Origin of the sequence: Streptomyces avermitilis MA-4680 = NBRC 14893 (assembly GCF_000009765.2) — a bacterium.
In the GTDB taxonomy this organism is placed as follows: domain Bacteria; phylum Actinomycetota; class Actinomycetes; order Streptomycetales; family Streptomycetaceae; genus Streptomyces; species Streptomyces avermitilis.
In genome coordinates this window covers 3,567,276-3,593,353 of the sequence record NC_003155.5, presented here as the reverse complement: position 1 = coordinate 3,593,353, position 26,078 = coordinate 3,567,276, and the positions used below count along the sequence as shown (strand labels likewise).

2 protein-coding genes are annotated in these 26,078 nt (G+C 73.5%); both read left to right on the top strand.

The annotated features are described in order from the left end of the window. Positions 1-11,820, top strand: a complete 11,820-nt coding sequence (locus SAVERM_RS43915; RefSeq protein WP_010984329.1) for a type I polyketide synthase — start codon at positions 1-3, stop codon at positions 11,818-11,820. A 145-nt stretch (positions 11,821-11,965) separates the two neighbouring features. Continuing rightward, positions 11,966-26,023 carry a type I polyketide synthase gene (locus SAVERM_RS15045; RefSeq protein WP_010984328.1) on the top strand — a complete coding sequence of 4,686 codons (14,058 nt, stop codon included), beginning with the start codon at positions 11,966-11,968 and terminating at the stop codon, positions 26,021-26,023. Positions 26,024-26,078: the final 55 nt, after the last annotated feature.

Below are 26,078 nucleotides of genomic sequence, written 5' to 3'. Positions count from 1 at the left end.
ATGGCCAACGAGCAGCAGCTTCGTGACTATCTCAAGCGGGTCAGCGCGGATCTGCACCGGACGCGCCAGCGACTGACCGAGATCGAGTCGCAGGGCACCGAGCCGATCGCGATCGTCGGGATGGCCTGCCGCTACCCCGGCGGGGTGAGTTCGCCCGAGGACCTGTGGCGGCTGGTCACCGACGAGACGGACGCGATCGGCCCCTTCCCCACCGACCGCGGCTGGGACCTGGACGGCCTCCACCACCCCGACCCCGACCACCCGGGCACCTGCTACGCGGAGGCGGGCGGGTTCGTCGAGGACATCGCCTCCTTCGACGCGGCCTTCTTCGGCATCTCCCCGCGCGAGGCGCAGTCCATGGACCCCCAGCAGCGACTGCTCCTGGAGACCTCCTGGGAGGCGCTGGAACACGCCGGCCTCGACATCCACGCGCTGCGCGGCAGCCGTACGGGCGTCTTCGCCGGACTCAACCAGCAGGACTACGGCACCCTGCTGGCCGCCGCCCCGGACGGTCTGGACAGCTACGGCTCCACCGGCACCTCCAACAGCGTGCTCTCCGGCCGGATCTCGTATGTGCTGGGTCTGGAGGGCCCGGCCGTCACCGTGGACACCGCCTGCTCCTCCTCGCTGGTGACCCTGCACCTCGCCGCCCAGGCGCTGCGGAGCGGGGAGTGCGACCTCGCCCTGGCCGGCGGCGCGACGACACTGTCCACCTCCGCGGTCCACGTGGCCCTGTCCGGGCAGCGCGCGCTGGCCCCCGACGGCCGCTCCAAGGCGTTCTCGGCGGCGGCCGACGGCGCGGGCTGGAGCGAGGGCGTCGGCGTCCTCGCCGTCGAGCGGCTCTCCGACGCCCGCCGGCTCGGTCACCGGGTGCTCGCGGTGCTGCGCGGCAGCGCCGTCAACCAGGACGGCGCGTCCAACGGTCTCACCGCGCCCAACGGGCCCTCGCAGCAGCGGGTGATCCGGCAGGCGCTGGCCAACGCGGGTGTGTCGCCCGCCGAGGTCGACGTGGTCGAGGCGCACGGCACCGGCACCAGCCTCGGCGACCCGATCGAGGCGGACGCGCTGCTGGCCACGTACGGGCAGGCCAAAACGGCGGGGCGGCCGCTGTGGCTGGGCTCCCTGAAGTCGAACATCGGGCACAGCGGTGCCGCCGCCGGCGTCGGCGGTGTGATCAAGATGGTGCAGGCGCTGCGGCACGGCCTGCTGCCCAGGACCCTGCACGCCGAGGAGCCCACCCCGAACGTCGACTGGTCCTCGGGCGCCGTCGAACTCCTCACCGAGGCCCGCCCCTGGCCCGCCTCCGACACCCCCCGCCTGGCCGCGGTGTCGTCCTTCGGCATCAGCGGCACCAACGCGCACGTGATCCTGGAGCAGGCTCCCGAAGAAACGCCCGAAGAAGCACCGGAGGAAACCCCCGGAGAGGCGCCCGGGGCGACCGCCCCGCCACTCCTCCCGTGGGTGCTCTCCGCCCGCGGTGAGCCCGCGCTGCGCGCGCAGGCCCGTGCCCTGCGCGAGCACCTGCTGGCCCGTCCCGGCGCGAGCGACGCCGACGTGGCCCTCTCCCTCGCCGTCACCCGCACCGGCCTGGAGCACCGGGCCGCCGTGCTCGCCGCCGACCGGGACGGATTCCTCGACGCGCTGGACGCGCTCGCCACGGACCGCCCCGCCGAAGGGGTACTGCGCGGCTCACCGCCCGTCGACGGCAAGGTCGTCTTCGTGTTCCCGGGGCAGGGCTCGCAGTGGGCCGGCATGGCCCGCGAACTCCTCGACACCTCACCGGTGTTCGCGGCGAAGGCGGCCGCGTGTGCGGCGGCGATCGAGGAGTTCGTGGACTGGAAGGTCCTCGACGTGCTGCGCGAGAAGCCCGGCGCCGCCTCGATGGAACGCATCGAGGTCATCCAGCCCGTGCTCTTCACCGTGATGGTGTCGCTGGCGGAGCTGTGGCGTTCCTACGGGGTGGAGCCCGACGCCGTCGTCGGCAGCTCGCAGGGCGAGATCGCGGCCGCCCATGTCGCGGGCGGACTGACCCTTCAGGACGCGGCCCGGGTGATCTGCCTGCGCAGCGCACTCCTGGCCGAGACCCTCGTCGGCAAGGGCGCCGTCGCCTCCGTCGCCCTGCCCGCCGACGAGGTGCGCGAGCGACTGACCCGCTGGGCGGACCGGCTGTCCGTGGCCGGCGTCAACGGGCCCCGGATCGTCGCGGTCGCCGGAGACGACGACGCCCTCGCCGAGTTCATCGCCGAGTGCGCCCGCGACAACGTGCGCGCCAGGATCGTCGCCGCCACCGTGCCGACGCACTGCGCCCTGGTCGACCCCCTGCGCGAGCGGCTCCTCGACCTGCTGGCGCCGGTCGCGCCGCGCACCGGGACCGTACCCCTGTACTCGACGGTGACCGGCGGCCGGCTGGACACCGCCGCCATGGACGCCGGCTACTGGTACGACAACACGCGCGCGCCGGTGCTCTTCGAACCGGTCGTGCGCGCGCTGCTCGCCGAGGGGCACAGCGCGTTCGTCGAGTCCAGCGCGCACCCGGTGCTGGCGATGGGCGTCGAACAGACCGTCGACGCCGCCGGGGCGTCCGGCGTCGTGGTGGAGTCCCTGCGCCGCGACGAGGGCGGCCTCGGCCGGATGACGGCCTCGCTGGCCAAGGCGCACCTCGGCGGGGTCCGCGTCGACTGGCCCGCGGTGTTCGCCGGCACCGGCGCCCGCACCGTGGAACTGCCCACCTACGCCTTCCAGCGCACCCGTTACTGGACCGAGGCCGGCGACCGCACCGGTGACGTCGGTTCGGTCGGCCTGTCCTCGGTCGACCACCCGCTGCTCGGAGCCCTGGTCCGGATGGCCGACGGCGACGGCGCCGTGCTCACCGGCCGGCTCTCCCTGCGCGCCCAGACCTGGCTGGCCGGGCACGGCGTCTCCGACCGGGTGATCTTCCCGGGCACCGGCTTCGTGGAGCTGGCCGTGCTCGCGGGCGACCAGGTCGGCTGCGGCCGGATCGAGGAACTGACCCTGCACACCCCGCTGGTGGTGCCCGAGAGCGGCGCGGTCGTGGTGCAGGCACAGGTCGAGGCGGCCGACGAGACGGGGGCCCGCGCGGTGAGCGTGTACTCCCGTGCCGACGACGCCTCGGCGGACACGGTCTGGACCCGGCACGCGTCCGGCGTCCTCGTCGCCGAACCCGGCGAGGAACCCGAGGGGATCACCGGGACCTGGCCGCCCGAGGGCGCCGAGGCCGTGGACATCTCCGGGATGTACGACCGCATGGCCGCGGCCGGTTACCAGTACGGGCCCGAGTTCCGCGGCCTGAGCCGGGTCTGGCACCGCGACGGCGAGGTGTACGCCGAAGTGGCCCTGCCCGCCGACCAGCGCTCCGCGGCCGAGCGCTTCGGCCTGCACCCGGCGCTCTTCGACGCGGCCCTGCACGCCATGTTCACCTGGGGCGACGACGACGGCGGCGTGGGCATGCCGTTCTCCTGGACCGGCGTACGGCTGCACGCGACCGGCTGCTCGCGGCTGCGCGTACGGCTGTCCCGGCGCGGCGAGAACGGGATCACGCTGCTGCTCGCCGACGAGGCCGGCGCACCGGTCGTCTCGGTCGACACCCTCGTCGTACGCCGGATGACCGAGGCCGCGCTGAGCACCGTACGCGCCGACGCGCTGTACCGGCTCGACTGGAAGACCGTCCGGGCCGAGGAGCCCGCCCCGCGCTGCGTCGTGCTGGGGGCCGACCCGCTGGGGCTGTGCGACGCCCTGCCCGGCACCCCGCTCGCCGCCGGGACCGAGGAGCTGGCCGCGCTCGTCGCCGCGGACGGCGCCGCCGTCACCGCGCTGCTCCCGGTCGCCGGCGACGGCTCCACCGACCGGGTCGGCGAACCGGTCGTCGACACCGTCGCCCTCCTCCAGGAGTGGATCGCCGACGGGCGGCTCGACGACACCCGGCTCGTCGTGGTCACCCGCGGCGCGGTGGCGGCCACGGCCGGCGAGGACGTGACCGACCTCGCCGCCGCCGGAGTCTGGGGACTGCTGCGCTCGGCGCAGAACGAACACCCCGGACGCTTCGGCCTCCTCGACCTCGACACGGCCGCCGGGTCCCGAGCGGCGCTCGGCGCGGCGCTCGCGTCCGGCGAGGAACAACTCGCCCTGCGCGAAGGCCAGGTACGCACCCCGAGCCTGGCCCGCTGGGATCCCGCCGGCACCATCCTGCCCCCGGCCGGGGAGCCCGCCTGGCGCCTGGAGAACACCAGGCCCGGCACCATCGAGGGCCTCACGGCGGTCCCGTACCCGCAGGCACTCGAACCGCTCGGACCCCGGCAGGTGCGGATCGCCGTCCGCGCCGCCGGCATCAACTTCAAGGACGTCGTCGTCGCCCTCGACCTGGTGCCCGGCCTGACCGGACTCGGCGGCGAAGTCGCCGGTGTCGTCACCGGCACCGGCGCCGAGGTCACCCACCACCGCGTCGGCGACCGGGTGTTCGGCCTGTCCACCGAGGTCTTCGGCCCGGTGACCGTCGCCGACGAACGCACCGTCCACCGCATCCCCGACGGCTGGACCTTCGAGGAGGCCGCCTCGGTCTCCGTCGCCTACCTGACCGCGTACTACGGACTCGTCGACCTCGGCGGACTCCGGCCCGGCCAGTCCGTGCTGATCCACGCCGCGGCCGGCGGCGTCGGCAGCGCGGCCGTCCAGCTCGCCCGCCACCTCGGCGCCGAGGTCTACGGCACGGCGAGCCCCGGCAAGTGGGACACGCTGCGCGCCTGCGGGCTCGACGCCGCGCACCTCGCGAACTCGCGGACCCTCGACTTCGAGCAGTGGTTCCTGGAGTCCACCGGCGGCCGCGGCATGGACGTCGTACTCGACTGCCTGGCCGGCGAGTTCGTCGACGCGGGCCTCAGGCTGCTGCCCCGGGGCGGCCGCTTCCTGGAGATGGGCAAGACCGACAAGCGCGACCCGGCACAGGTCGCCGAGGCATACCCGGGCGTCGCCTACCAGGCGTACGACCTTCCGGAAGCCGGGCTCGACCGCATCCACGCCATGCTGGGCATCCTCGCCGAGCTGTTCGAGAGCGGCGTCCTTGCGCCTCCGCACCTCAACACCTGGGACATCCGCGACACCCGCGCCGCCTTCCGGGCGCTGAGCCAGGCCGCGCTCATCGGCAAGGCGGTGCTCACCCTCCCCGGCGAGCCCTTCCCCGCCCACGGCACCGTCCTGATCACCGGCGGCACCGGCATGCTCGGCGCGCTGCTCGCCCGCCACCTGGTCACCGAGCACGGGGTGGGCAGCCTGCTGCTGACCAGCCGGCGCGGCCCGGACGCCCCCGGCGCGAGCGAACTCGCCGCGGAACTGACCGCGGCCGGTGCCCAGGTGACCGTCGCGGCCTGCGACATCGCCGACCGCGGCCAACTCGCCGCGCTGCTCGCGGACATCCCCGCCGAACGCCCCCTCACCGCCGTACTGCACACCGCGGCGGCGCTGGACGACGGCCTCGTCGAGTCCCTCACCGCCGACCGCACGAGGGCCGTACTGCGGCCCAAGGTGACCGGCGCACTCAACCTGCACGAACTCACCAAGGACCTCGACCTCGGCGCCTTCGTGCTGTTCTCGTCCATGGCGGGCACCATGGGCGCCCCCGGCCAGGGCAACTACGCCGCCGCCAACGTGATGCTCGACGCCCTCGCCGCCCACCGGCGGGCCCACGGGCGGCCCGGACTCTCCCTCGCCTGGGGCTTCTGGGCACAGCGCAGCGAGATGTCGGGCCACCTCGACGACCGCGACATGCGGCGCCTGAGCCGCGGCGGCATCGTGCCGATGACCAGCGACGAAGGCCTCGCGGTGTTCGACCTGGCCTGCCGCACCGGCAGCGCCCAGCTGGTGCCCGCGAAACTCAACCCCGCCGCGCTCGCCGGGACGTCGGGCCGGGTGCCGCCCATCATGCGGGCGCTGGTGCCCACGCCCGCCCGCCGCGCCGGACGCCGGCCGGCGGACACCGGCGGCGGATCCCTGCGCGAGCGCCTGACCCCGCTCACCGGCACCGAACGCATGCGGATCCTGCTCCAGCTGGTCCGCTCCCATGTCGCCACCGTGCTCGGGCACTCCGACCCCGACGCGGTCGGCTCGACGGCGCCGTTCCGCGAGCTCGGCTTCGACTCGTTGACCGCCGTGGAGTTCCGCAACCGGCTGACCGGCGCCGTCGGCTTCCGGCTGCCGGTCACCGTCGTCTTCGACCACCCGACGCCGAGCGAGCTGGCCGACTTCCTGGCCGCCGAACTCCTCGGTGATCTCGCCGAACCCGCCGCCCCCGCGGCCCCCGTGCCCGCGGTAGCCCGCACCGACGACGAACCCCTCGTCATCGTCGGCATGGCCTGCCGCTACCCGGGCGGCATCACCTCGCCCGAGCAGCTGTGGGACCTCGTCATCGGCGAGCGGGACGCCGTCTCCGGCTTCCCGGAGGACCGCGGCTGGAGCACCGGGGCACCCGCCGACGGCTCCGTGCCGCAGCAGGGCGGATTCCTCGACCGTGTCGCGGAGTTCGACGCCGCGTTCTTCGGGATCTCCCCGCGGGAGGCGCTGACCATGGACCCGCAGCAGCGGCTGCTCCTCGAGACGTCCTGGGAGGCCCTCGAACGTGCCGGGATCGCGCCCGGCACCCTGCGCGGCAGCCGTACCGGCGTCTTCGTCGGCGCGGCCACCTCCGGATACACGAGCCTGTTCCCCCGCGGCTCACAGGCGCTCGCCGGGTACGGCGTGACCGGCGCGTCCACCAGCGTGGTGTCCGGACGCGTCTCCTACGTGCTGGGCCTGGAGGGGCCCGCGGTGACGGTGGACACGGCGTGCTCGTCCTCGCTGGTCGCCCTGCACACGGCCGCCCAGGCGCTGCGGAGCGGCGACTGCGACCTCGCCCTCGCCGGCGGCGTCGCGGTGATGACCAGCCCGTTCCTCTTCGACGACTTCGCCAAGCAGGGCGGCCTGTCACCCGACGGCCGCTGCAAGGCCTTCGCCGCCGGTGCCGACGGCACCGGCTGGGCGGAGGGCGTCGGCGTCCTCGCCGTCGAGCGGCTCTCCGACGCCCGCCGGCTCGGCCACCGGGTGCTCGCCGTGCTGCGCGGCAGCGCCGTCAACCAGGACGGCGCGTCCAACGGCCTGACCGCGCCCAACGGGCCGTCGCAGCAGCGGGTGATCCGGCAGGCGCTGGAACGGTCCGGGCTGACCGCCCCCGACGTCGACGCCGTCGAGGCACACGGCACCGGCACCACCCTCGGCGACCCCATCGAGGCCCAGGCCATCCTCGCCACCTACGGCCGGGACCGGACCGAGGACCGGCCGCTGCTGCTGGGCTCCCTGAAGTCCAATCTCGGGCACAGCCAGGCCGCCGCCGGCGTCGGCGGAGTGATCAAGATGGTGCAGGCCCTGCACCACGGCGTACTGCCGCGCACCCTCCACATCGACGAACCGACCCCGCACGTCGACTGGACCGCGGGCGCCGTGGACCTGCTCACCGAGACCCGCCCGTGGCCGGAGACCGGCCGCCCCCGCCGGGCCGGCGTGTCCTCCTTCGGGGTCAGCGGCACCAACGCCCACGTCATCCTCGAACAGGCCGCGGAGCCGGACCCCGCCCCCGCGGCGGCCACCGCGCTGCCGCTCACCCCGTGGCTGCTGTCCGGCCACGACGAACAGGCCCTGCGCGCCCAGGCGAAGACCCTGCTGACCCATCTGCGTCAGCGGACGGAGGACTCGGTCACCGACGTCGCCCACTCCCTGGCCACCCGGCGCACCGCCCTGGAACACCGGGCCGCGCTGCCCGTCACCGACCGGGACGACGCACTCACCCGGCTCGCGGAGTTCGCGGCGGGGCGCACCCCGGACGGACTGCTGCTCGGCACGGCCGGCGAGGGCGGCCTCGCGCTGCTCTTCCCCGGACAGGGCGCCCAACGCCCCGGCATGGGCCGGGAGTTGTACGAGACGTTCCCCGCGTTCGCCCGGGCCTTCGACGAGGTCTGCGCGCACATCGACCCGCTGCTCGGCAGGCCGCTGCGCGAGACGGTGTTCACCGCCGAGGCCGCCGAACTCGACCGGACCGCGCTCACCCAGCCCGCGCTCTTCGCCCTCGAAGTGGCCCTGTTCCGGCTGCTCGCGTCGTGGGGCGTGGTCCCCGACTACCTCCTCGGGCACTCCGTCGGCGAGATCGCGGCCGCCCACGCGGCCGGTGCCCTGGACCTCGCCGACGCCGCGGGGCTCGTGGTCGCCCGGGGCCGCCTGATGCAGGCCCTGCCGCCGGGCGGAGCCATGCTCGCGGTCCAGGCCGACGAGCGGGAGGCCACCGAGGCCCTCACCGCCGTCCTGGGCGAGCACGCGGACACCGTGGACATCGCCGCCGTCAACGGCCCCCGCTCGGTGGTGCTCTCCGGCGCCGCCGCGTCCGTGGACGCGCTCACCGCGCACTTCACCGAGCGGGGCCGCCGGATCCGCCGCCTCGGCGTCAGCCACGCCTTCCACTCGCCGCTGATGGAGCCGATGCTCGACGAGTTCGCCGAGCTGGTCGCAGGCCTGTCCTTCGCTCCACCCCGCATCCCCGTCGTCTCCAACCTCACCGGAGCCGTCCTCGGCGCCGACGAGTTCGCCGACCCGCGCTACTGGGTGCGGCACGCCCGGCACACCGTCCGCTTCGCCGACGGGGTCGACGCCCTCGTCGGCGCGGGCGTCACCGGCTTCCTGGAGCTGGGTCCCGACGCGACGCTCACCACGATGGCCGAGGATTGCCTCGACACCGCCCCCACCGGGGTGTGCGCCGCACTGCTGCGGCGCGACGCCACGGAACCGACGACCCTCCTGACCGCACTGGCCCGCGCCCATGTGCACGGCGTCACCGTGGACTGGGACGCGGTCTTCGAAGGCACCGGCGCCCGGCGGGCGGACCTGCCGACCTACGCCTTCCAGCGCACGGCCTACTGGCCCGCCGAGTCCACCGCCGACCGCGGTGACCTCTCCTCGGCCGGCCTGGACGGCACCGGACACCCCCTGCTCGGCGCCATGGTCGGCTCGGCCTCCGGCGGCGACACCCTGTTCACCGGCGAACTCTCCCTGGCCGCCCAGCCCTGGCTGGCCGACCACCGGATCCTGGACTCCGTGCTGTTCCCCGGCACCGGCTTCCTCGTACTCGCCCTGTGGGCGGGCAGCCGCCTCGACGCCGGTGAGGTCGAGGAACTCGTCGTCCACAGCCCGCTGATCCTGCCCGAACACGGCGGCGTCACCGTCCAGGTCGTCGTCGGCGAGACCACCCGGGAGGAAAGCAGGCCGGTCGCGGTCTACTCCCGTGCAGCCTCCGGCACCGAGTGGACCAAACACGCGGAGGGACTGCTCGCCGCCGGCCCGCCCCCCGAGCAGCCGGCCACCCCGCCCGCCGTGTGGCCGCCCGACGGCGCCGAACCCGTACGCCTCGAGGACTTCTACGCGGACCTGACCACCACCGGCACCGCCTACGGACCGGTGTTCCAGGGCCTGACCGCGGCCTGGCGCCACAGCGACGGGATCTACGCCGAGGTCGCCCTGCCCCCGCAGACCACCGACGACGCCAAGGCCTTCGGCGTCCACCCCGCACTGCTGGACGCGGCCCTGCACACCCTCGCGTTCCTGCCCTCCGCCGCCCGCGACAGCGGCCCGTTCCTGCCCTTCTCCTGGCGGAACGTGTCCGCGCCCGCCCCCGGCGCCACCGCCTGCCGCATCCTCCTCGCGGCAGGCCCCGGCACCGACGAAGTGGCCGCCACCCTCTGGGACGGCGACGGACAGCCGCTCGTCTCCGTCGGCGGACTGAGCCTGCGCACCGTCTCCCGCGCCCAGCTGGGCACGTCGGTCGCGGCCTCGTCGCTGTTCCGCATGGACTGGACCCCCGCCCCGGAGCCCGAGGCGGCCGGCCACCCCGCGGTCCGCTGGGCCGTGGTGGGCCCCGCCGTCACCGACGCCCCGGACATCGACCCCTACCCGGACCTCGACGCCCTGCGCCGGCACCTCGCCGAAGGCGGACCGGCCCCCGACCACGTCCTGTTCCCCTGCGCCCCCGGCACCCCCACCGGCTTCGACGCGGACGCGGCCCGTACGGCCGTGCACGCGGCGCTCGACACCCTCCGCACCTGGGTGGAGGACGAACACTTCGTCAAGTCACGGCTGGTGCTGTGCACCCGGGGCGCCGTCGAGGCCCGACCCGGCGAAGGCGTACGGGACCTGGCGCAGAGCGCGGTGTGGGGACTGGCCCGCAGCGCCCAGCTGGAACACCCGGACCGGCTGCTCCTGGTCGACCTCGACACCGACACCGGCCTCGCGGACCTCACCCGGGCCCAGGCGCTCGTACAGGCCTCCGGTTACGGCACCGACGACTCCGACGACTTCGACGGCACCGGCGACTCCGGCGACACCGCGGACGCCGCGCAGTTCGCGATCCGGGCCGGCACGACCCTCGTACCGAGGCTCGCCCGCCACCCCGTCGACACCCCGCCGCAGGGCCGGCCCTGGCCGGCCGACGGCACCACCCTGATCACCGGGGCCGGCGGCATGATCGGTGGCCTGCTCGCCCGGCACCTGGTCCAGGAGCACGGCGTACGCCACCTGGTGCTCGCCGGCCGCCGTGGCGAGGCCGCGCCCGGCACCGCCGAACTCCGCCGGGACCTCGCCGACGCGGGAGCCGACGTACGCGTCGTCGCCTGTGACGCGGCCGACCGGGACGCCCTGGCCGCCGTACTCGACGCGATCCCCCAGGAGGCACCCCTGGCCGCAGTGGTGCACGCGGCGGGCGTCGTCGACGACGGACTGCTCGGCACACTCACCGGGGAACAGGTCGACCGCGTCCTCAGGCCGAAGATCGACGCGGCGGTGAACCTGCACGACCTCACCGCACACCTCGGCCTGCGCGCCTTCGTCGTCTGCTCCTCCCTCGCCGGCGCCCTCGGCGGCGGCGGACAGTCCGCCTACGCCGCCGCCAACGCCTACCTCGACGCCCTGTGCCGACGGCGACGGGCCGACGGCCTGCCCGCCCTCTCCCTCGCCTGGGGCCCCTGGGAGAGCAGCGCCGGCATGACCGCCCAGCTGGCCGCCGCCGACCTGCGGCGCATCGCCCGCGCGGGCATGCTGCCGCTGGCCCCCGACGACGGCCTGGCCCTCTTCGACGCCGCCCACGCCACCGGCGAACCGGAGCTGCTGCCCTTCCGCTTCGAACCCGGCGGCCTGTCCACCGCCGACCGGGCCGCCCTGCCCGGCGCCCTGCGCGCCCTGGTCCCGGCGCCACGACGCCGCACCAGCGGACTCGCCCACGGCCCCTCCGGCCTGCGCGACCGACTGCGCCCCCTGCCGCAGGACGACCGGACCACCACCCTGGAGAACCTCATCCGCGCCGAGGTCGCCTCGGTGCTCGCCCTGCCGTCGGCGGACGCCGTACCGGTCACCAAGGCGTTCAAGAGCCTCGGCTTCGACTCCCTGATGGCCGTCGACCTCCGCAACCGCCTCAGCACCCTCACCGGCGTACGGCTCTCCGCGACCCTCGTCTTCGACCACCCCAACACCCGGGTCCTCGCCGCCCATCTGCTGACCGGCATGCGGCTGGACACGGCCGGCGCCACCGACCCGGCCCTGCTCGCCCTGCGCGGCCTGGAGAGCGCCGTCCGGTCGATGAACCCGGACGCCGACGACCGCGGAGCGATGGCGACCCGGCTACGGGTGCTCCTGGCGACGCTGGAAGAGGCCGGGGACGAGGAAGCGGCGGACGGTTCCGACCTCGACTCGGTGAGCGCGGAGGAGCTCGTGTCCCTGCTCGACGACGAGTTCGGGCTGTCCTGACGGAGGCCTCCGCCGCGGGCCACCCCACCCAGAACTTAGGGGTGTTCGCGGTCCAGAACTGGGGCCGGGATCCAGCTCCCGGCCCCATAGCCTGCAAAAGGGCCTGTCCTTGCGCGATGACGAAACACTTGAGTGGGAGTTGAGCATGAACAGTTCCATGTCGGAGGTCGTCGACGCGCTGCGGGCCTCGCTGCTGGAGAACGAGCGGCTTCGGCAGCAGAACCAGCGGCTCACCACGGCCTCCGCGGAACCTCTCGCCATCGTGGGCATCGGCTGCCGCTACCCGGGCGGTGTCCGCGACACCGAGGACCTGTGGCGGCTGATCACGGAAGGCCGCGACGCCATGTCGGGCTTCCCCACCGACCGCGGCTGGGACCGCTGGGACATCCCCACCGCCCGTACGGGTGCCTTCCTCCACGACGCCGGCGACTTCGACCCCGCCTTCTTCCGCATCTCGCCGCGTGAGGCGATGGCGATGGACCCGCAGCAGCGGCTGCTCCTGGAAACGTCGTGGGAGGCACTGGAGCGGGCCGGCATCGACCCCGCCACGCTCAAGGGAAGCCGCACCGGCGTGTTCATCGGCGGAGCCCCGCAGGAGTACGGCGCGCTGGTGATGAACTCGGCCGAGGGAGCGGGCGGTTACGCGCTGACGGGCGCCCCCGGCAGTGTGCTGTCCGGCCGGATCTCCTACGTGCTGGGCCTGGAGGGTCCCGCGGTCACGGTGGACACGGCGTGCTCGTCCTCGCTGGTCGCCCTGCACCTCGCCGTCAAGTCGCTGCGCACCGGCGAATGCGATCTCGCGCTGGCCGGCGGCGTGCTGGTGCTCGTCACCCCGTCGATCTTCGCGGAGTTCTCGGCGACCGGCGGATCGGCGGGCGACGGCCGCTGCAAGGCCTTCGCCGCGTCCGCCGACGGCACCGGCTGGGGCGAAGGGGCGGGCGTACTCGCCGTCCAGCGCCTGACCGACGCGCGCCGGGACGGTCACCCCGTCCTGGCGGTGATCCGCGGGTCGGCGGTGAACCAGGACGGCGCGTCGAACGGTCTGAGCGCGCCGAACGGTCCTTCGCAGCAGCGGGTGATCCGGCAGGCGCTGGCGAACGCCGGTCTGTCGGCCGCCGACGTGGACATGGTGGAGGCGCACGGCACGGGGACGACGCTGGGCGACCCGATCGAGGCCGAAGCGCTGCTCGCGACCTACGGCCAGGACCGCCCGGCCGACCGGCCGCTGTGGCTCGGCACCCTGAAGTCCAACATCGGACACACCCAGGCCGCGGCCGGCGTCTCCGGAGTGATCAAGGCCGTTCTCTCGCTCCAGCACGGCCTGTTGCCGAAGACGCTGCATGTGGACGAGCCGACGCCGCAGGTGGACTGGTCGGCGGGTGCGGTGGAGCTGTTGACGCAGGCGCGGGAGTGGCCGGAGACGGACGGCCCGCGACGGGCGGGTGTGTCCTCGTTCGGCATCAGTGGCACGAACGCGCACGTGATCCTGGAACAGGCGCCGGAGCCGGAGGGCGCGGAGGTACCGGAGTCCGCGGAGGCGCCGGGGGCGGAGGGGCGTCCGGCGTTGAGCGGGCCGGTGCCGTGGCTGGTGTCGGGGCGTACCGAGGCGGCGTTGCGGGCTCAGGCGGCACGGCTGGCCGAGCACCTGGCCGGGCGTCCCGAGGCGACCCCGCTGGATGTGGGCTTCTCGCTGGCGCGGACCCGTTCGGCCTTCGAACAGCGGGCGGTGGTGGTGAGCGCCGACCGCGACGAACTGATCGCCGGACTGCGGTCGGTCGCCGACAGCGGGGACGGTGCGGGCGTCGCGGGTGTCGTGGCCGGCCGAGCCACCGCCGACAGCGGCGTCGTGTTCGTGTTCCCGGGTCAGGGGTCGCAGTGGGTGGGGATGGCGGCGGAGCTGCTGGACTCCGCACCGGTGTTCCGCGCACGGATGGAGGAGTGCGGGGAGGCACTGGCCCCGCACGTCGACTGGTCGCTGCTCGCCGTGGTGCGGCAGGAGGAGGGCACTCCGTCCTGGTCCCGGGTGGATGTGGTGCAGCCGGTGTTGTGGGCGGTGATGGTGTCGCTGGCGGCGGTGTGGCGTTCGTTCGGGGTGGAGCCTGCCGCTGTCGTGGGGCATTCGCAGGGTGAGGTCGCTGCGGCGTGTGTGGCGGGTGGGCTGTCGCTGGAGGACGGGGCGCGGGTGGTGGCCGTGAGGTCGCGGCTGGTGCTGGAGAAGCTGTCCGGCAAGGGCGGCATGGTGTCCGTTGCGCTGCCGGTCGGGGAGGTCGAGGAGCGTCTCGCCCGGTTCGAGGGCCGGATCGGTGTCGCGGCCGTCAACGGGCCCGGCTCCGTCGTCGTCTCCGGTGAGCCCGACGCACTGGATGAACTCCTTGCGGAATGTGAGGAGTCAGGGGTACGGGCCCGTCGTATCGCGGTGGATTACGCCTCGCACTCCGCGCAGGTGGATGCCCTCAACGAGGATCTGTTGAGGGAGCTCGCGGACATTCAGCCCCGGTCGTCGTCGGTGGCGTTCTACTCGACGGTGACGGGTGAGCGGCTGGACACGTCCGGTCTGGACGCGCGGTACTGGGTGACGAATCTGCGGGAGCGGGTGCGGTTCGAGCCGGTGGTGCGGCTGTTGGCGGAGAAGGGGAGTTCGGTCTTCGTCGAGTCGAGTCCGCATCCGGTGTTGACGATGGCGGTGGCCGAGACCGGTGAGGTCGCGGACCGGGCTGTGGTGACAGTGGGGTCGTTGCGGCGTGACGACGGTGGCGCGGACCGCTTCCTGACGTCGCTCGCGGAGGCCTACGTGGCGGGCGCTCCCGTCGACTGGTCGGTGCTGTTCGCCGGGATGCCGGTGCGCCGGGTCGATCTGCCGACCTACGCGTTCCAGCACCAGCGCTACTGGCTCGACGACGTTGCGCTGCCCGGCCAGAGCGGTTTCTCCGACGACCCGGCGGATGCCGCGTTCTGGGGTGCGGTGGAGCGCGCCGATGTGCAGGGCGTGGCCGCGCTGGTGGACGGTGCGGAGCCTGAGGTGTGGGAGCCGGTGCTCTCGGCGTTGTCGGCTTGGCGCCGGGGGCGTCAGGAGCGGTCGGTGCTGGATTCGTGGCGGTATCGGACGGTGTGGCGTTCGGTGACGGTGCCGTCGGTGGGCCGGTTGTCGGGGACGTGGCTGGTGGTGACGCCGGGGGGCGCGGGGCCGGTCGAGGAGGTCCGGCGGGCGCTGGAGGCGGTCGGCGCCGAGGCCGTCGTACTGGCGTGGGAGGCGGAGGAGGGCCGTGAGGCTCTGGCCGGGCGCCTTACCGGAGCCGGTGAGGTGTCGGGTGTGGTGTCGCTGTTGGGCTGGGATGAGGAGGCCGCGCCTGTCGCGACGGTGACGCTCGTCCAGGCTTTGGCGGATGCCGGGGTCGAGGCGCCGTTGTGGGTGTTGACGCAGGGTGCCGCGTCGGTGGGTGCGGAGGATGTGGTGCACCCGGTGCAGACGCAGGTGTGGGCGCTGGGTCAGGTGGCCGGTCTGGAGCAGCCGGGTAGTTGGGGTGGTCTGGTCGATGTGCCGGGGGTGTGGGACGAGCGGGTTGCTTCCGGGCTGACTGCCGTGTTGGCGGCGGGGGAGGGTGAGGATCAGGTAGCGGTGCGGTCGTCGGGTGCGTATGCCCGTCGTCTGGTGCGGGCTCCGCTGGGTGCGAACCCGGCACCCGTACGCGACTGGAACCCCCATGGCACGGTGCTGATCACGGGTGGTACCGGCGGTATTGGTGCGCATCTGGCCCGTTGGCTGGCGAAGGAGGGCGCCGAGCGTCTGCTGCTGGTCAGCCGTAGTGGCGAGCAGGCAGAAGGTGCTGCCGAACTGGCCACGGAGTTGGGCGGCTTGGGCGCGGAGGTGACGTTCGCCGCGTGCGACGTGAGCGACCGCGACGCCCTCGCCCACGTGATCGCCGGCATCCCGGCGGAGCACCCCCTCACCGCCGTCTTCCACACCGCCGGTATATCCGGTTACGCGGAACTCGCCACCGCCACCCCCGAGCACTTCACCGACGTGCTCTCCGCCCGCGTTCTCGGCGCTCGTCATCTGGACGAGTTGACCGCCGAGCTCGGTGTGGAGTTGGAGGCGTTCGTGGTGTTCTCCTCCGGGGCTGCGGTGTGGGGCAGTGGCAGTAATGGTGCGAATGCGGCCGCGGGCGGTTATCTGGACGGTCTGGTGCGGCGGCGGCGGGCGCGTGGTGTGGCGGGGACGTCGGTGTCGTGGGGCGGTTGGCAGGCGACGGCGATGGCGGTGGGGGACACGGCGGAGCAGTTGTCGCGTCGGGGTGTGCGGCTGCTGGATCCGGTGCTGGCGGTGCAGGCGTTGCGGCAGGTGCTGGAGCAGGACGAGGTGTCGGTGACGGTGACCGACATGGACTGGGCGCTGTTCACTCCGGGATACGCGATGGCCCGGCGCCGCCCGCTCATCGAGGACATCCCCGAAGCCGGTGAGGCACTGAGTGGGGCGGCCGGGGCCGGGGAGACCCTGGACTCGGCAGGCGTGGGTCTGCGGGAGCGGCTCGCCGCGATGACGGAGACCGAGCGGCAGGCCACGCTGCTGGGGCTGGTGCGCGGCGAGGCGGCCCAGGTGCTGGCGCACGGGTCGACGGCGGAGATCACGCCGACCAGGCCGTTCAAGGAACTCGGCTTCGACTCGCTGACCGCGATGGACCTGCGCAACCGGCTGTCCAAGGCCACCGGACTGCGACTGCCGGCCACGCTCGTCTTCGACTATCCCAACCCGGAACAGCTGGCGGCCCTGCTGCGTACCGAGCTGGTGGACGGTCTGCCGGGGACAGCCGGACCCGCGGCACCGGCCGTCCGGCCGGTGGACGACGAACCGCTCGCGATCGTCGGCATGGCCTGCCGCTACCCCGGTGGCGTGCGCGACGCCGACGACCTGTGGCGGCTGATCGTCGAAGGCCGCGACGAACTGTCCGACTTCCCCACCGATCGCGGCTGGGACCGCTGGGGCGCACCCGCGGTCGGCCAGGCCGGTTTCCTGCACGAGGCAGGGGAGTTCGACGCCGCCTTCTTCGGGATCTCGCCGCGTGAGGCGGCGTCGATGGACCCGCAGCAGCGGCTGCTCCTCGAGACGTCGTGGGAGGCGGTGGAGCAGGCCGGTATCGATCCGTGGTCGCTGCGAGGCAGCTCCACCGGAGTGTTCGTCGGCGGCGGCCCGCAGGACTACCCCGCGGTGCTGATGGGCTCGGCCGAGGCCGGCGGCGGCTACGGCATGACCGGTGCGCTCGGCAGCGTGATGTCGGGCCGGGTGTCGTACGTGCTGGGCCTGGAGGGTCCCGCGGTGACGGTGGACACGGCGTGCTCGTCCTCGCTGGTCGCCCTGCACCTAGCCGCTCAGTCCCTGAACAACGGCGAGTGCGAGCTGGCCCTGGCCGGCGGTGTGACCATCATGGCCACGCCGGGCGCGTTCGCGGAGTTCGACACCTTGGGCGGTATGGCGGGCGACGGCCGCTGCAAGGCCTTCGCGGCATCCGCGGACGGCACCGGCTGGGGCGAGGGCGTCGGCATGGTGGTCGTCGAGCGGCTCTCGGACGCGCGCCGCAACGGTCACGAAGTGCTCGCCGTCATCCGTGGCAGCGCGATCAACCAGGACGGCGCGTCGAACGGTCTGAGCGCGCCGAACGGGCCTTCGCAGCAGCGGGTGATCCGGCAGGCGCTGGCGAACGCCGGTCTGTCGGCCGCCGACGTGGACATGGTGGAGGCGCACGGTACGGGGACGACGCTGGGCGACCCGATCGAGGCCCAGGCGCTGCTGGCCACCTATGGGCAGGACCGTCCGGCCGACCGGCCGCTGTGGCTCGGCTCCGTGAAGTCCAACTTCGGGCACACGGGTGCCGCGGCCGGCGTGGCGGGCGTCATCAAGGCCGTACTGGCCCTGCGCAACGGCCTGTTGCCGAAGACGCTGCATGTGGACGAGCCGACGCCGCAGGTGGACTGGTCGGCGGGTGCGGTGGAGCTGTTGACGCAGGCGCGGGAGTGGCCGGATGCGGAGCGTCCGCGCCGGGCGGGTGTGTCGTCGTTCGGGATCAGTGGCACGAACGCGCACGTGATTCTGGAGCAGGCGCCGGAGCCGGAGGGTGCGGAGGTGCCGGGGTCCGCGGAGGCGCCGGGGGCGGAGGGGCGTCCGGCGTTGAGCGGGCCGGTGCCGTGGCTGGTGTCGGGGCGTACCGAGGCGGCGTTGCGGGCTCAGGCGGCACGGCTGGCCGAGCACCTGGCCGGGCGTCCCGAGGCGGCCCCGCTGGATGTGGGCTTCTCGCTGGCGACGACGCGAGCGAACCTGGAACACCGTGCGGTGGTACTCGGCAGCACCTCGGAGGAACTCACGCGCGGGCTGAACGCCGTCGCCGAAGCCGCCATCTCCCCGGCCGTGATCCGTGGCAACGGCACGGACACCGGTGTGGTGTTCGTGTTCCCGGGTCAGGGGTCGCAGTGGGTGGGGATGGGGCGGGATTTGTGGGATGTCTCGCCGGTGTTCGCCGAGTCGATGGTGGCGTGTGAGCGGGCGTTGTCGCCGTTGGTGGACTGGTCGTTGAGGGATGTGGTGTTCCGGGACGCGGGGGATCCGTTGTGGTCTCGGGTGGATGTGGTGCAGCCGGTGTTGTGGGCGGTGATGGTGTCGCTGGCGGCGGTGTGGCGTTCGTTCGGGGTGGAGCCGGCTGCGGTGGTCGGGCATTCGCAGGGTGAGGTTGCTGCGGCGTGTGTGGCGGGTGGTCTGTCGCTGGAGGACGGGGCGCGGGTGGTGGCCGTGCGGTCGCGGCTGGTGCTGGAGAAGCTGTCCGGTAAGGGCGGGATGGTGTCCGTTGCGCTGCCGGTGGAGGGCGTCGAGGAGCGTCTCGCCCGGTTCGAGGGCCGGATCGGTGTCGCGGCGGTGAACGGGCCCACCTCGGTGGTGGTCTCGGGGGAGCCCGAGGCACTGGATGAGCTCCTTGCGGAGTGTGAGGGGTCGGGGGTGCGGGCCCGTCGTATCGCGGTGGACTACGCCTCGCACTCCGCGCAGGTGGATGCCCTCAACGACGACCTGCTCGCCGAACTCGCCGGCATCCGGCCGAAGTCGTCCACGGTCGCCTTCTATTCCACGGTGACCGGGGGGCGGCTGGACACGTCCGGTCTGGACGCCCGGTACTGGGTGACGAATCTGCGGGAGCGGGTCCGGTTCGAGCCGGTGGTGCGGCTGCTCGCCGACCAGGCGCACGGACTCTTCGTGGAAGCCAGTCCGCACCCCGTACTCAACATGGCGGTGGCCGAGACCGGTGAGGTCGCGGACCGGGCTGTGGTGACGGTGGGGTCGCTGCGCCGTGACGACGGTGGCGCGGACCGTCTCCTGACGTCACTCGCCGAGGCACACGTCGCCGGTGCTCCCGTCGACTGGTCGGTGCTGTTCGCCGGCACCGGAACCCGCCGGATCGGGCTGCCGACGTACGCCTTCCAGCACCAGCGCTACTGGCTCGAGGACGCGGCCGCGCCCGGTACGGACGGCGTCGTCGACCCGGTGGACGCGGCCTTCTGGGGTGCGGTGGAGCGCGCCGATGTGCAGGGCGTGGCCGCGCTGGTCGACGGTGCGGACCCGGAGGCGTGGGAGCCGGTGCTCTCGGCGTTGTCGGCTTGGCGCAAGGGGCGTCAGGAGCGGTCGGTGCTGGATTCGTGGCGGTACCGGACGGTGTGGCGTTCGGTGACGGTGCCGTCGGCGGGCCGGCTGTCGGGCACGTGGCTGGTGGTCGCCCCCGGCGAAGGTGCTCCGGCCGAGCGGATCGAGGAGGCCCTGGTCGGCGCCGGCGCCGAGGTCGTCGTACTGGCGTGGGAGACGGAGGAGGGCCGCGAGGCGCTGGCCGGGCGCCTGGCCGAAGCCGGTGAACTGTCCGGTGTGGTGTCGCTGCTGGGCTGGGACGAGAAGGCCGCACCCGCCGCGACAGTGACGTTGGTTCAGGGCTTGGCGGATGCCGGGGTTGAGGCGCCGTTGTGGGTCCTGACGCATGGCGCCGCCTCGGTGGGGTCGGGCGATGTGATCCGTCCGGTGCAGACGCAGGTGTGGGCGCTGGGGCAGATCGTCGGTCTGGAGCAGCCGGGTAGTTGGGGCGGTCTGGTCGATGTGCCGGAGGTGTGGGACGAGCGGGTTGCTTCCGGGTTCGCTGGTGTGTTGGCGGCGGGGGAGGGTGAGGATCAGGTAGCGGTGCGGTCGTCGGGTGCGTATGCCCGTCGTCTGGTGCGGGCTCCGCTGGGCGCGAACCCGGCACCCGTACGCGACTGGAACCCTCATGGCACGGTGCTGATCACCGGCGGCACCGGTGGCATCGGTGCGCATCTGGCGCGCTGGCTGGCGAAGGAGGGCGCCGAGCGTCTGCTGCTCGTCAGCCGTAGTGGTGAGCGGGCCGAGGGTGCTGCCGAACTGGCCGCGGAACTGGGCGGCTTGGGCGCGGAGGTGACGTTCGCCGCGTGCGACGTGACCGACCGCGACGCCCTCGCCCACGTGATCGCCGAGCACCCGCCCACCGCCGTCTTCCACACCGCCGGAGTCGCCAGCTACGGCACCGTACGGGAACTCGACCTCGCCGACCTGGACGCACAGATGGCCGCCAAGACCCTCGGCGCCCGTCACCTGGACGAGCTCACCACCGAACGCGGCCTCGAACTGGACGCCTTCGTGGTGTTCTCCTCCGGAGCCGCGATCTGGGGCAGCGCCGGCAACGGCGGCTACGCCGCGGCCAACGCGTACCTGGACGGACTCGCATGGGACCGCCGGGCCCGCGGCCTCGCCGCGACCTCCGTGTCGTGGGGCGGCTGGAAGGCCACCGGCATGGCCACCGACGACACCGCCGAGCAGCTCGCGCGCCGCGGCGTCCGTCCGATGGACCCGGCACGGGCCGTCGAGGCCCTGCGACAGGCGCTGGAGCAGGACGAGACCGCGCTGACGGTCACCGACATGGACTGGGAACGCTTCACCCCCGGCTACACGATGGCCCGGCGCCGTCCCCTGATCGAGGACATCCCCGAAGTCGCCCGCGTCCTGAGCGAGGACTCCGCCGACGTGCTCGGTGACGACTCGGCGGGCTCGGCCCTCCGGACGGAGCTCGCGGCGCTCGGCCAGGCCGAGCAGCTCGATCTGCTGCTGGACCTGGTGCGCGGCGAGGCGGCCCGCATCCTGGCCCACTCCTCCACGGCCGAGATCACTCCGGAGCGGCCGTTCAAGGAACTCGGGTTCGACTCGCTGACCGCGATGGAACTGCGCAACCTGCTGAACACCGCCACCGGTCTGCGGCTGCCCGCGACCCTCGTCTTCGACTACCCCAACCCGCGGCAGCTCGCCGCCCACCTGCGCACCGAACTGATCGGCGCCGGGCCGGACCTCGTCCCGGCCGCCGACGTCGTACGGGCCGATGCCGACGAACCCCTCGCCATCGTTGGCATGGCCTGCCGCTACTCGGGCGGAGTCTCCTCGCCGGAGGACCTGTGGCAGGTCGTGGTGGAGAACAAGGACGGGATGTCCGACTTCCCCTCCTACCGCGGCTGGGACCGGTGGAACCTCGCCAGCCTCCGCCGTGCCGGATTTCTGCACGAGGCGGGCGACTTCGACGCCGGCTTCTTCGGGATCTCGCCGCGTGAGGCGATGGCGATGGACCCGCAGCAGCGGCTGCTCCTCGAAGCGTCGTGGGAGGCCGTGGAGCGCACCGGCATCGATCCGCACTCACTGCGGGGCAGCGACACCGGCGTCTTCGTCGGCGGTACGGCCGTCGAGTACGGCGCGCTCCTGATGAACTCGCCGGCCAGCCAGGGCTACGCCGTCACCGGTTCCTCCGGCAGCGTCATGTCCGGGCGCATCTCCTACACCCTCGGCCTGGAGGGGCCCGCGGTGACGGTGGACACGGCGTGCTCGTCCTCGCTGGTCGCCCTGCACCTCGCCGCCCAGGCGCTGCGCGGCGGTGAGTGCTCGCTCGCCCTGACCGGCGGCGTCGGTCTGATGGCCACCCCGGGCGCGTTCGCGGAGTTCGACACGCTGGGCGGACTCTCGGTGGACGGCCGCACCAAGGCCTTCGCGGCCGCCGCCGACGGCATCGGCTGGGGCGAGGGCGTCGGCATGGTGGTCGTCGAGCGGCTCTCGGACGCGCGCCGCAACGGTCATGAAGTGCTCGCCGTCATCCGTGGCAGCGCGATCAACCAGGACGGTGCGTCGAACGGTCTGAGCGCGCCGAACGGTCCCTCGCAGCAGCGGGTGATCCGGCAGGCGGTCGCCAACGCCGGACTGGCGCTGGCGGACGTGGACATGGTGGAGGCGCACGGTACGGGGACGACGCTGGGCGACCCGATCGAGGCCCAGGCGCTGCTGGCCACGTACGGTCAGGAGCGACCGGCCGACCGGCCGCTGTGGCTCGGCTCCGTGAAGTCCAACATCGGGCACACGGGTGCCGCGGCCGGTGTCGCGGGCGTCATCAAGTCCGTACTGGCCCTGCGCAACGGCCTGTTGCCCAAGACCCTGAACGTGGACGAACCGACCCCCAAGGTGGACTGGTCCGCCGGTGCGGTGGAGCTGCTGACCCAGGCGCGGGAGTGGCCGCAGGGGGAGCGTCCGCGCCGGGCGGGCGTGTCCTCGTTCGGCATCAGCGGCACGAACGCCCACGTGATCATCGAGGAGGCGCCCGCCGCCGAGGAGACACCGGCCGCGCCCGACGAGGCGGCCCCGGCAGCACCCGCACTGGTGACGCCGGTCGTCCCGTGGGTGTTCTCGGGCCGGTCGAGCGGCGCCCTGTGCGGCCAGGCCGGGCGCCTGGGCGGCCTGGTGGAGCGCGAGCCGGGCCTCGACGTCACCGACGTGGCGTTCTCGCTGGCGACGACGCGAGCGAACCTGGAACACCGTGCGGTGGTGCTCGGCGGCGACGCGGCCGGCCTGCTCGACCGTTTGCGCTCGGTCGCCGCGCGGGAGCCGGACGCCGGCGTCGTGTCGGGCACCACCGCCGCCGGTGGCCGGGTGGTGTTCGTGTTCCCGGGGCAGGGGTCGCAGTGGGTGGGGATGGGGCGGGATTTGTGGGATGTCTCGCCGGTGTTCGCCGAGTCGATGGTGGCGTGTGAGCGGGCGTTGTCGCCGTTGGTGGACTGGTCGCTGAGGGATGTGGTGTTCCGGGACGCGGGGGATCCGTTGTGGTCCCGGGTGGATGTGGTGCAGCCGGTGTTGTGGGCGGTGATGGTGTCGCTGGCGGCGGTGTGGCGTTCGTTCGGGGTGGACCCGGCTGCGGTGGTCGGGCATTCGCAGGGTGAGGTCGCTGCGGCGTGCGTGGCCGGTGGTCTGTCGCTGGAGGACGGGGCGCGGGTGGTGGCGGTGCGGTCGCGGCTGGTGCTGGAGAAGCTGTCCGGCAAGGGCGGGATGGTGTCCGTTGCGCTGCCGGTGGAGGGCGTCGAGGAGCGTCTCGCCCGGTTCGAGGGCCGGATCGGTGTCGCGGCGGTGAACGGGCCCACCTCGGTGGTGGTCTCGGGGGAGCCCGACGCCCTCGACGAACTCCTCGCGGAGTGTGAGGAGTCGGGGGTGCGGGCCCGTCGTATCGCGGTGGACTACGCCTCCCACTCCGCGCAGGTCGACGCCCTCAACGACGACCTGCTCGCCGAACTCGCCGACATCCGGCCCAAGTCGTCCACGGTCGCCTTCTACTCCACGGTGACCGGCGACCGGCTGGACACGTCCGGTCTGGACGCGCGGTACTGGGTGACGAATCTGCGGGAGCGGGTGCGGTTCGAGCCGGTGGTGCGGCTGTTGGCGGAGAAGGGGAGTTCGGTCTTCGTCGAGTCGAGTCCGCATCCGGTGTTGACGATGGCGGTGGCCGAGACCGGTGAGGTCGCGGACCGGGCTGTGGTGACGGTGGGGTCGTTGCGGCGTGACGACGGTGGCGCGGACCGTCTCCTGACCTCGCTCGCCGAGGCCTACGTGGCGGGCGCGCCCGTCGACTGGTCGGTGCTGTTCGCCGGCACCGGGGCCCGCCGGGTCGACCTGCCGACCTACGCCTTCCAGCACCAGCGCTACTGGCTCGAAGGCGTCTCCGTCGGAGGCGAGATCCAGGAGGCCTCGGCGGACGCGATGGACGCCGCGTTCTGGGATGCCGTGGAACGTGAGGATCTCGCCGATCTCACCGAGGTGCTCGACACATCCGGCGGCACCGGGCCCGACCCGGCCGCCGCCGCGGAGGCCTGGCTGCCCGCGCTGTCGGCCTGGCGCAAGGGCCGCCGGAAGCAGACGACACTCGACTCGTGGCGCTACCGCACCGAATGGCGCACGAACGATCGGCCCCTCTCGGCACGGCTGTCGGGCACGTGGCTGGTGGTCGCCCCGAGCGACGGTGCGCCGACCGAGCGGATGGAGCGGACCCTCGCCGGCGCCGGTGCCGAGGTCGTGGTCCTGGCGATCGAGGCGGGGACGGACCGGGCGGAGCTGGCCGAACGGCTCGCCGGGACTCCCGAGGCGGCGGGCGTGGTCTCGCTGCTCGCCTGGGACGAACACACCGCGGTCGCCTCGACACTGACGCTCATCCAGGCCCATGGCGACATCGAGTCGGCGGCCCCTCTGTGGGTGGTGACCCGCGGAGCCGCGTCCGTGGACTCGGGCGATGAGATCCGTCCGGTGCAGACGCAGGTGTGGGCGCTGGGGCAGATCGTCGGTCTGGAGCAGCCGGGCAGTTGGGGTGGTCTGGTCGATGTGCCGGAGGTGTGGGACGAGCGGGTGGCCTCTCAGGTTGCTGGTGTGTTGGCGGCGGGGGAGGGTGAGGATCAGGTAGCGGTGCGGTCGTCGGGTGCGTATGCGCGGCGTCTGGTGCGGGCTCCGCTGGGTGCGAATCCGGCACCCGTACGCGACTGGAACCCCCATGGCACGGTGCTGATCACCGGCGGCACCGGTGGCATCGGTGCGCATCTGGCGCGCTGGCTGGCGAAGGAGGGCGCCGAGCGTCTGCTGCTCGTCAGCCGTAGTGGTGAGCGGGCCGAGGGTGCTGCCGAACTGGCCGCGGAACTGGGCGGGTTGGGTGCGGAGGTGACGTTCGCCGCGTGCGACGTGACCGACCGCGACGCCCTCGCCCACGTGATCGCCGGCATCCCGGCGGAGCACCCCCTCACCGCCGTCTTCCACACCGCCGGAGTCGCCGGTCACGGACCGCTGGCCGACCTCGACGTGACCGACCTCGACACGCAGACCGCCGCCAGGATCGCGGGCGCTCGTCATCTGGACGAGTTGACCGCCGAGCTCGGTGTGGAGTTGGAGGCGTTCGTGGTGTTCTCCTCCGGGGCTGCGGTGTGGGGCAGTGGCAGTAATGGTGCGAATGCGGCCGCGGGCGGTTATCTGGACGGTCTGGTGCGGTTGCGGCGGGCGCGTGGTGTGGCGGGGACGTCGGTGTCGTGGGGCGGTTGGCAGGCGACGGCGATGGCGGTGGGGGACACGGCGGAGCAGTTGTCGCGTCGGGGTGTGCGGCTGCTGGATCCGGTGCTGGCGGTGCAGGCGTTGCGGCAGGCGCTGGAGCAGGACGAGGTGTCGGTGACGGTGACCGACATGGACTGGGCGCTGTTCACTCCGGGATACGCGATGGCCCGGCGCCGCCCGCTCATCGAGGACATCCCCGAGGCGGCACAGGTACTGCGTGACGCCGAGGAGATCGAGGACGGCCCGGAGGACGGGGCGGCCGGCGCGGATCTGCGCAAGCGTCTGGCCGGGCTGACCGACCCCGAGCGGCAGGCCACGCTGCTGGGGCTGGTGCGCGGCGAGGCGGCCCAGGTGCTGGCGCACGGGTCGACGGCGGAGATCACGCCGACCAGGCCGTTCAAGGAACTCGGCTTCGACTCGCTGACCGCGATGGACCTGCGCAACCGGCTGTCCAAGGCCACCGGACTGCGGCTGCCGGCCACGCTCGTCTTCGACCACCCCAACCCGCAGCGCATCGCCGAACACCTCCGCGCCGGGCTGGCCCAGGACGGGCAGCAGGGCATCGCCGACGTCCTCGACATCCGGCGTGAGCTGACCCGGATCGGCGAGGCGCTGAACAGCGTCGCACCCGATGCCCGGGCCCGCGAGGACATCGTCGACCATCTCCGCGACCTCATCACCCAGCTCGGCACCGGCACCGGAGCCGCCGAGCAGGACACCACCGATCTCGAAGCCGCGACGGACGACGAGATCTTCGACTTCATCGACCGCGACCTAGGCGTGTCCTGATCAGGCGGACGAGCAGGCATCTGTCGGGCTTTCAACCGCTCCAGAGTGGGGTTTC

Coding starts and splice junctions, on each gene's coding strand:
- SAVERM_RS43915 (WP_010984329.1), top strand. CDS start 1: ATGGCCAACGAGCAGCAGCTTCGTGACTATCTCAAGCGGGTCAGCGCG.
- SAVERM_RS15045 (WP_010984328.1), top strand. CDS start 11,966: ATGAACAGTTCCATGTCGGAGGTCGTCGACGCGCTGCGGGCCTCGCTG.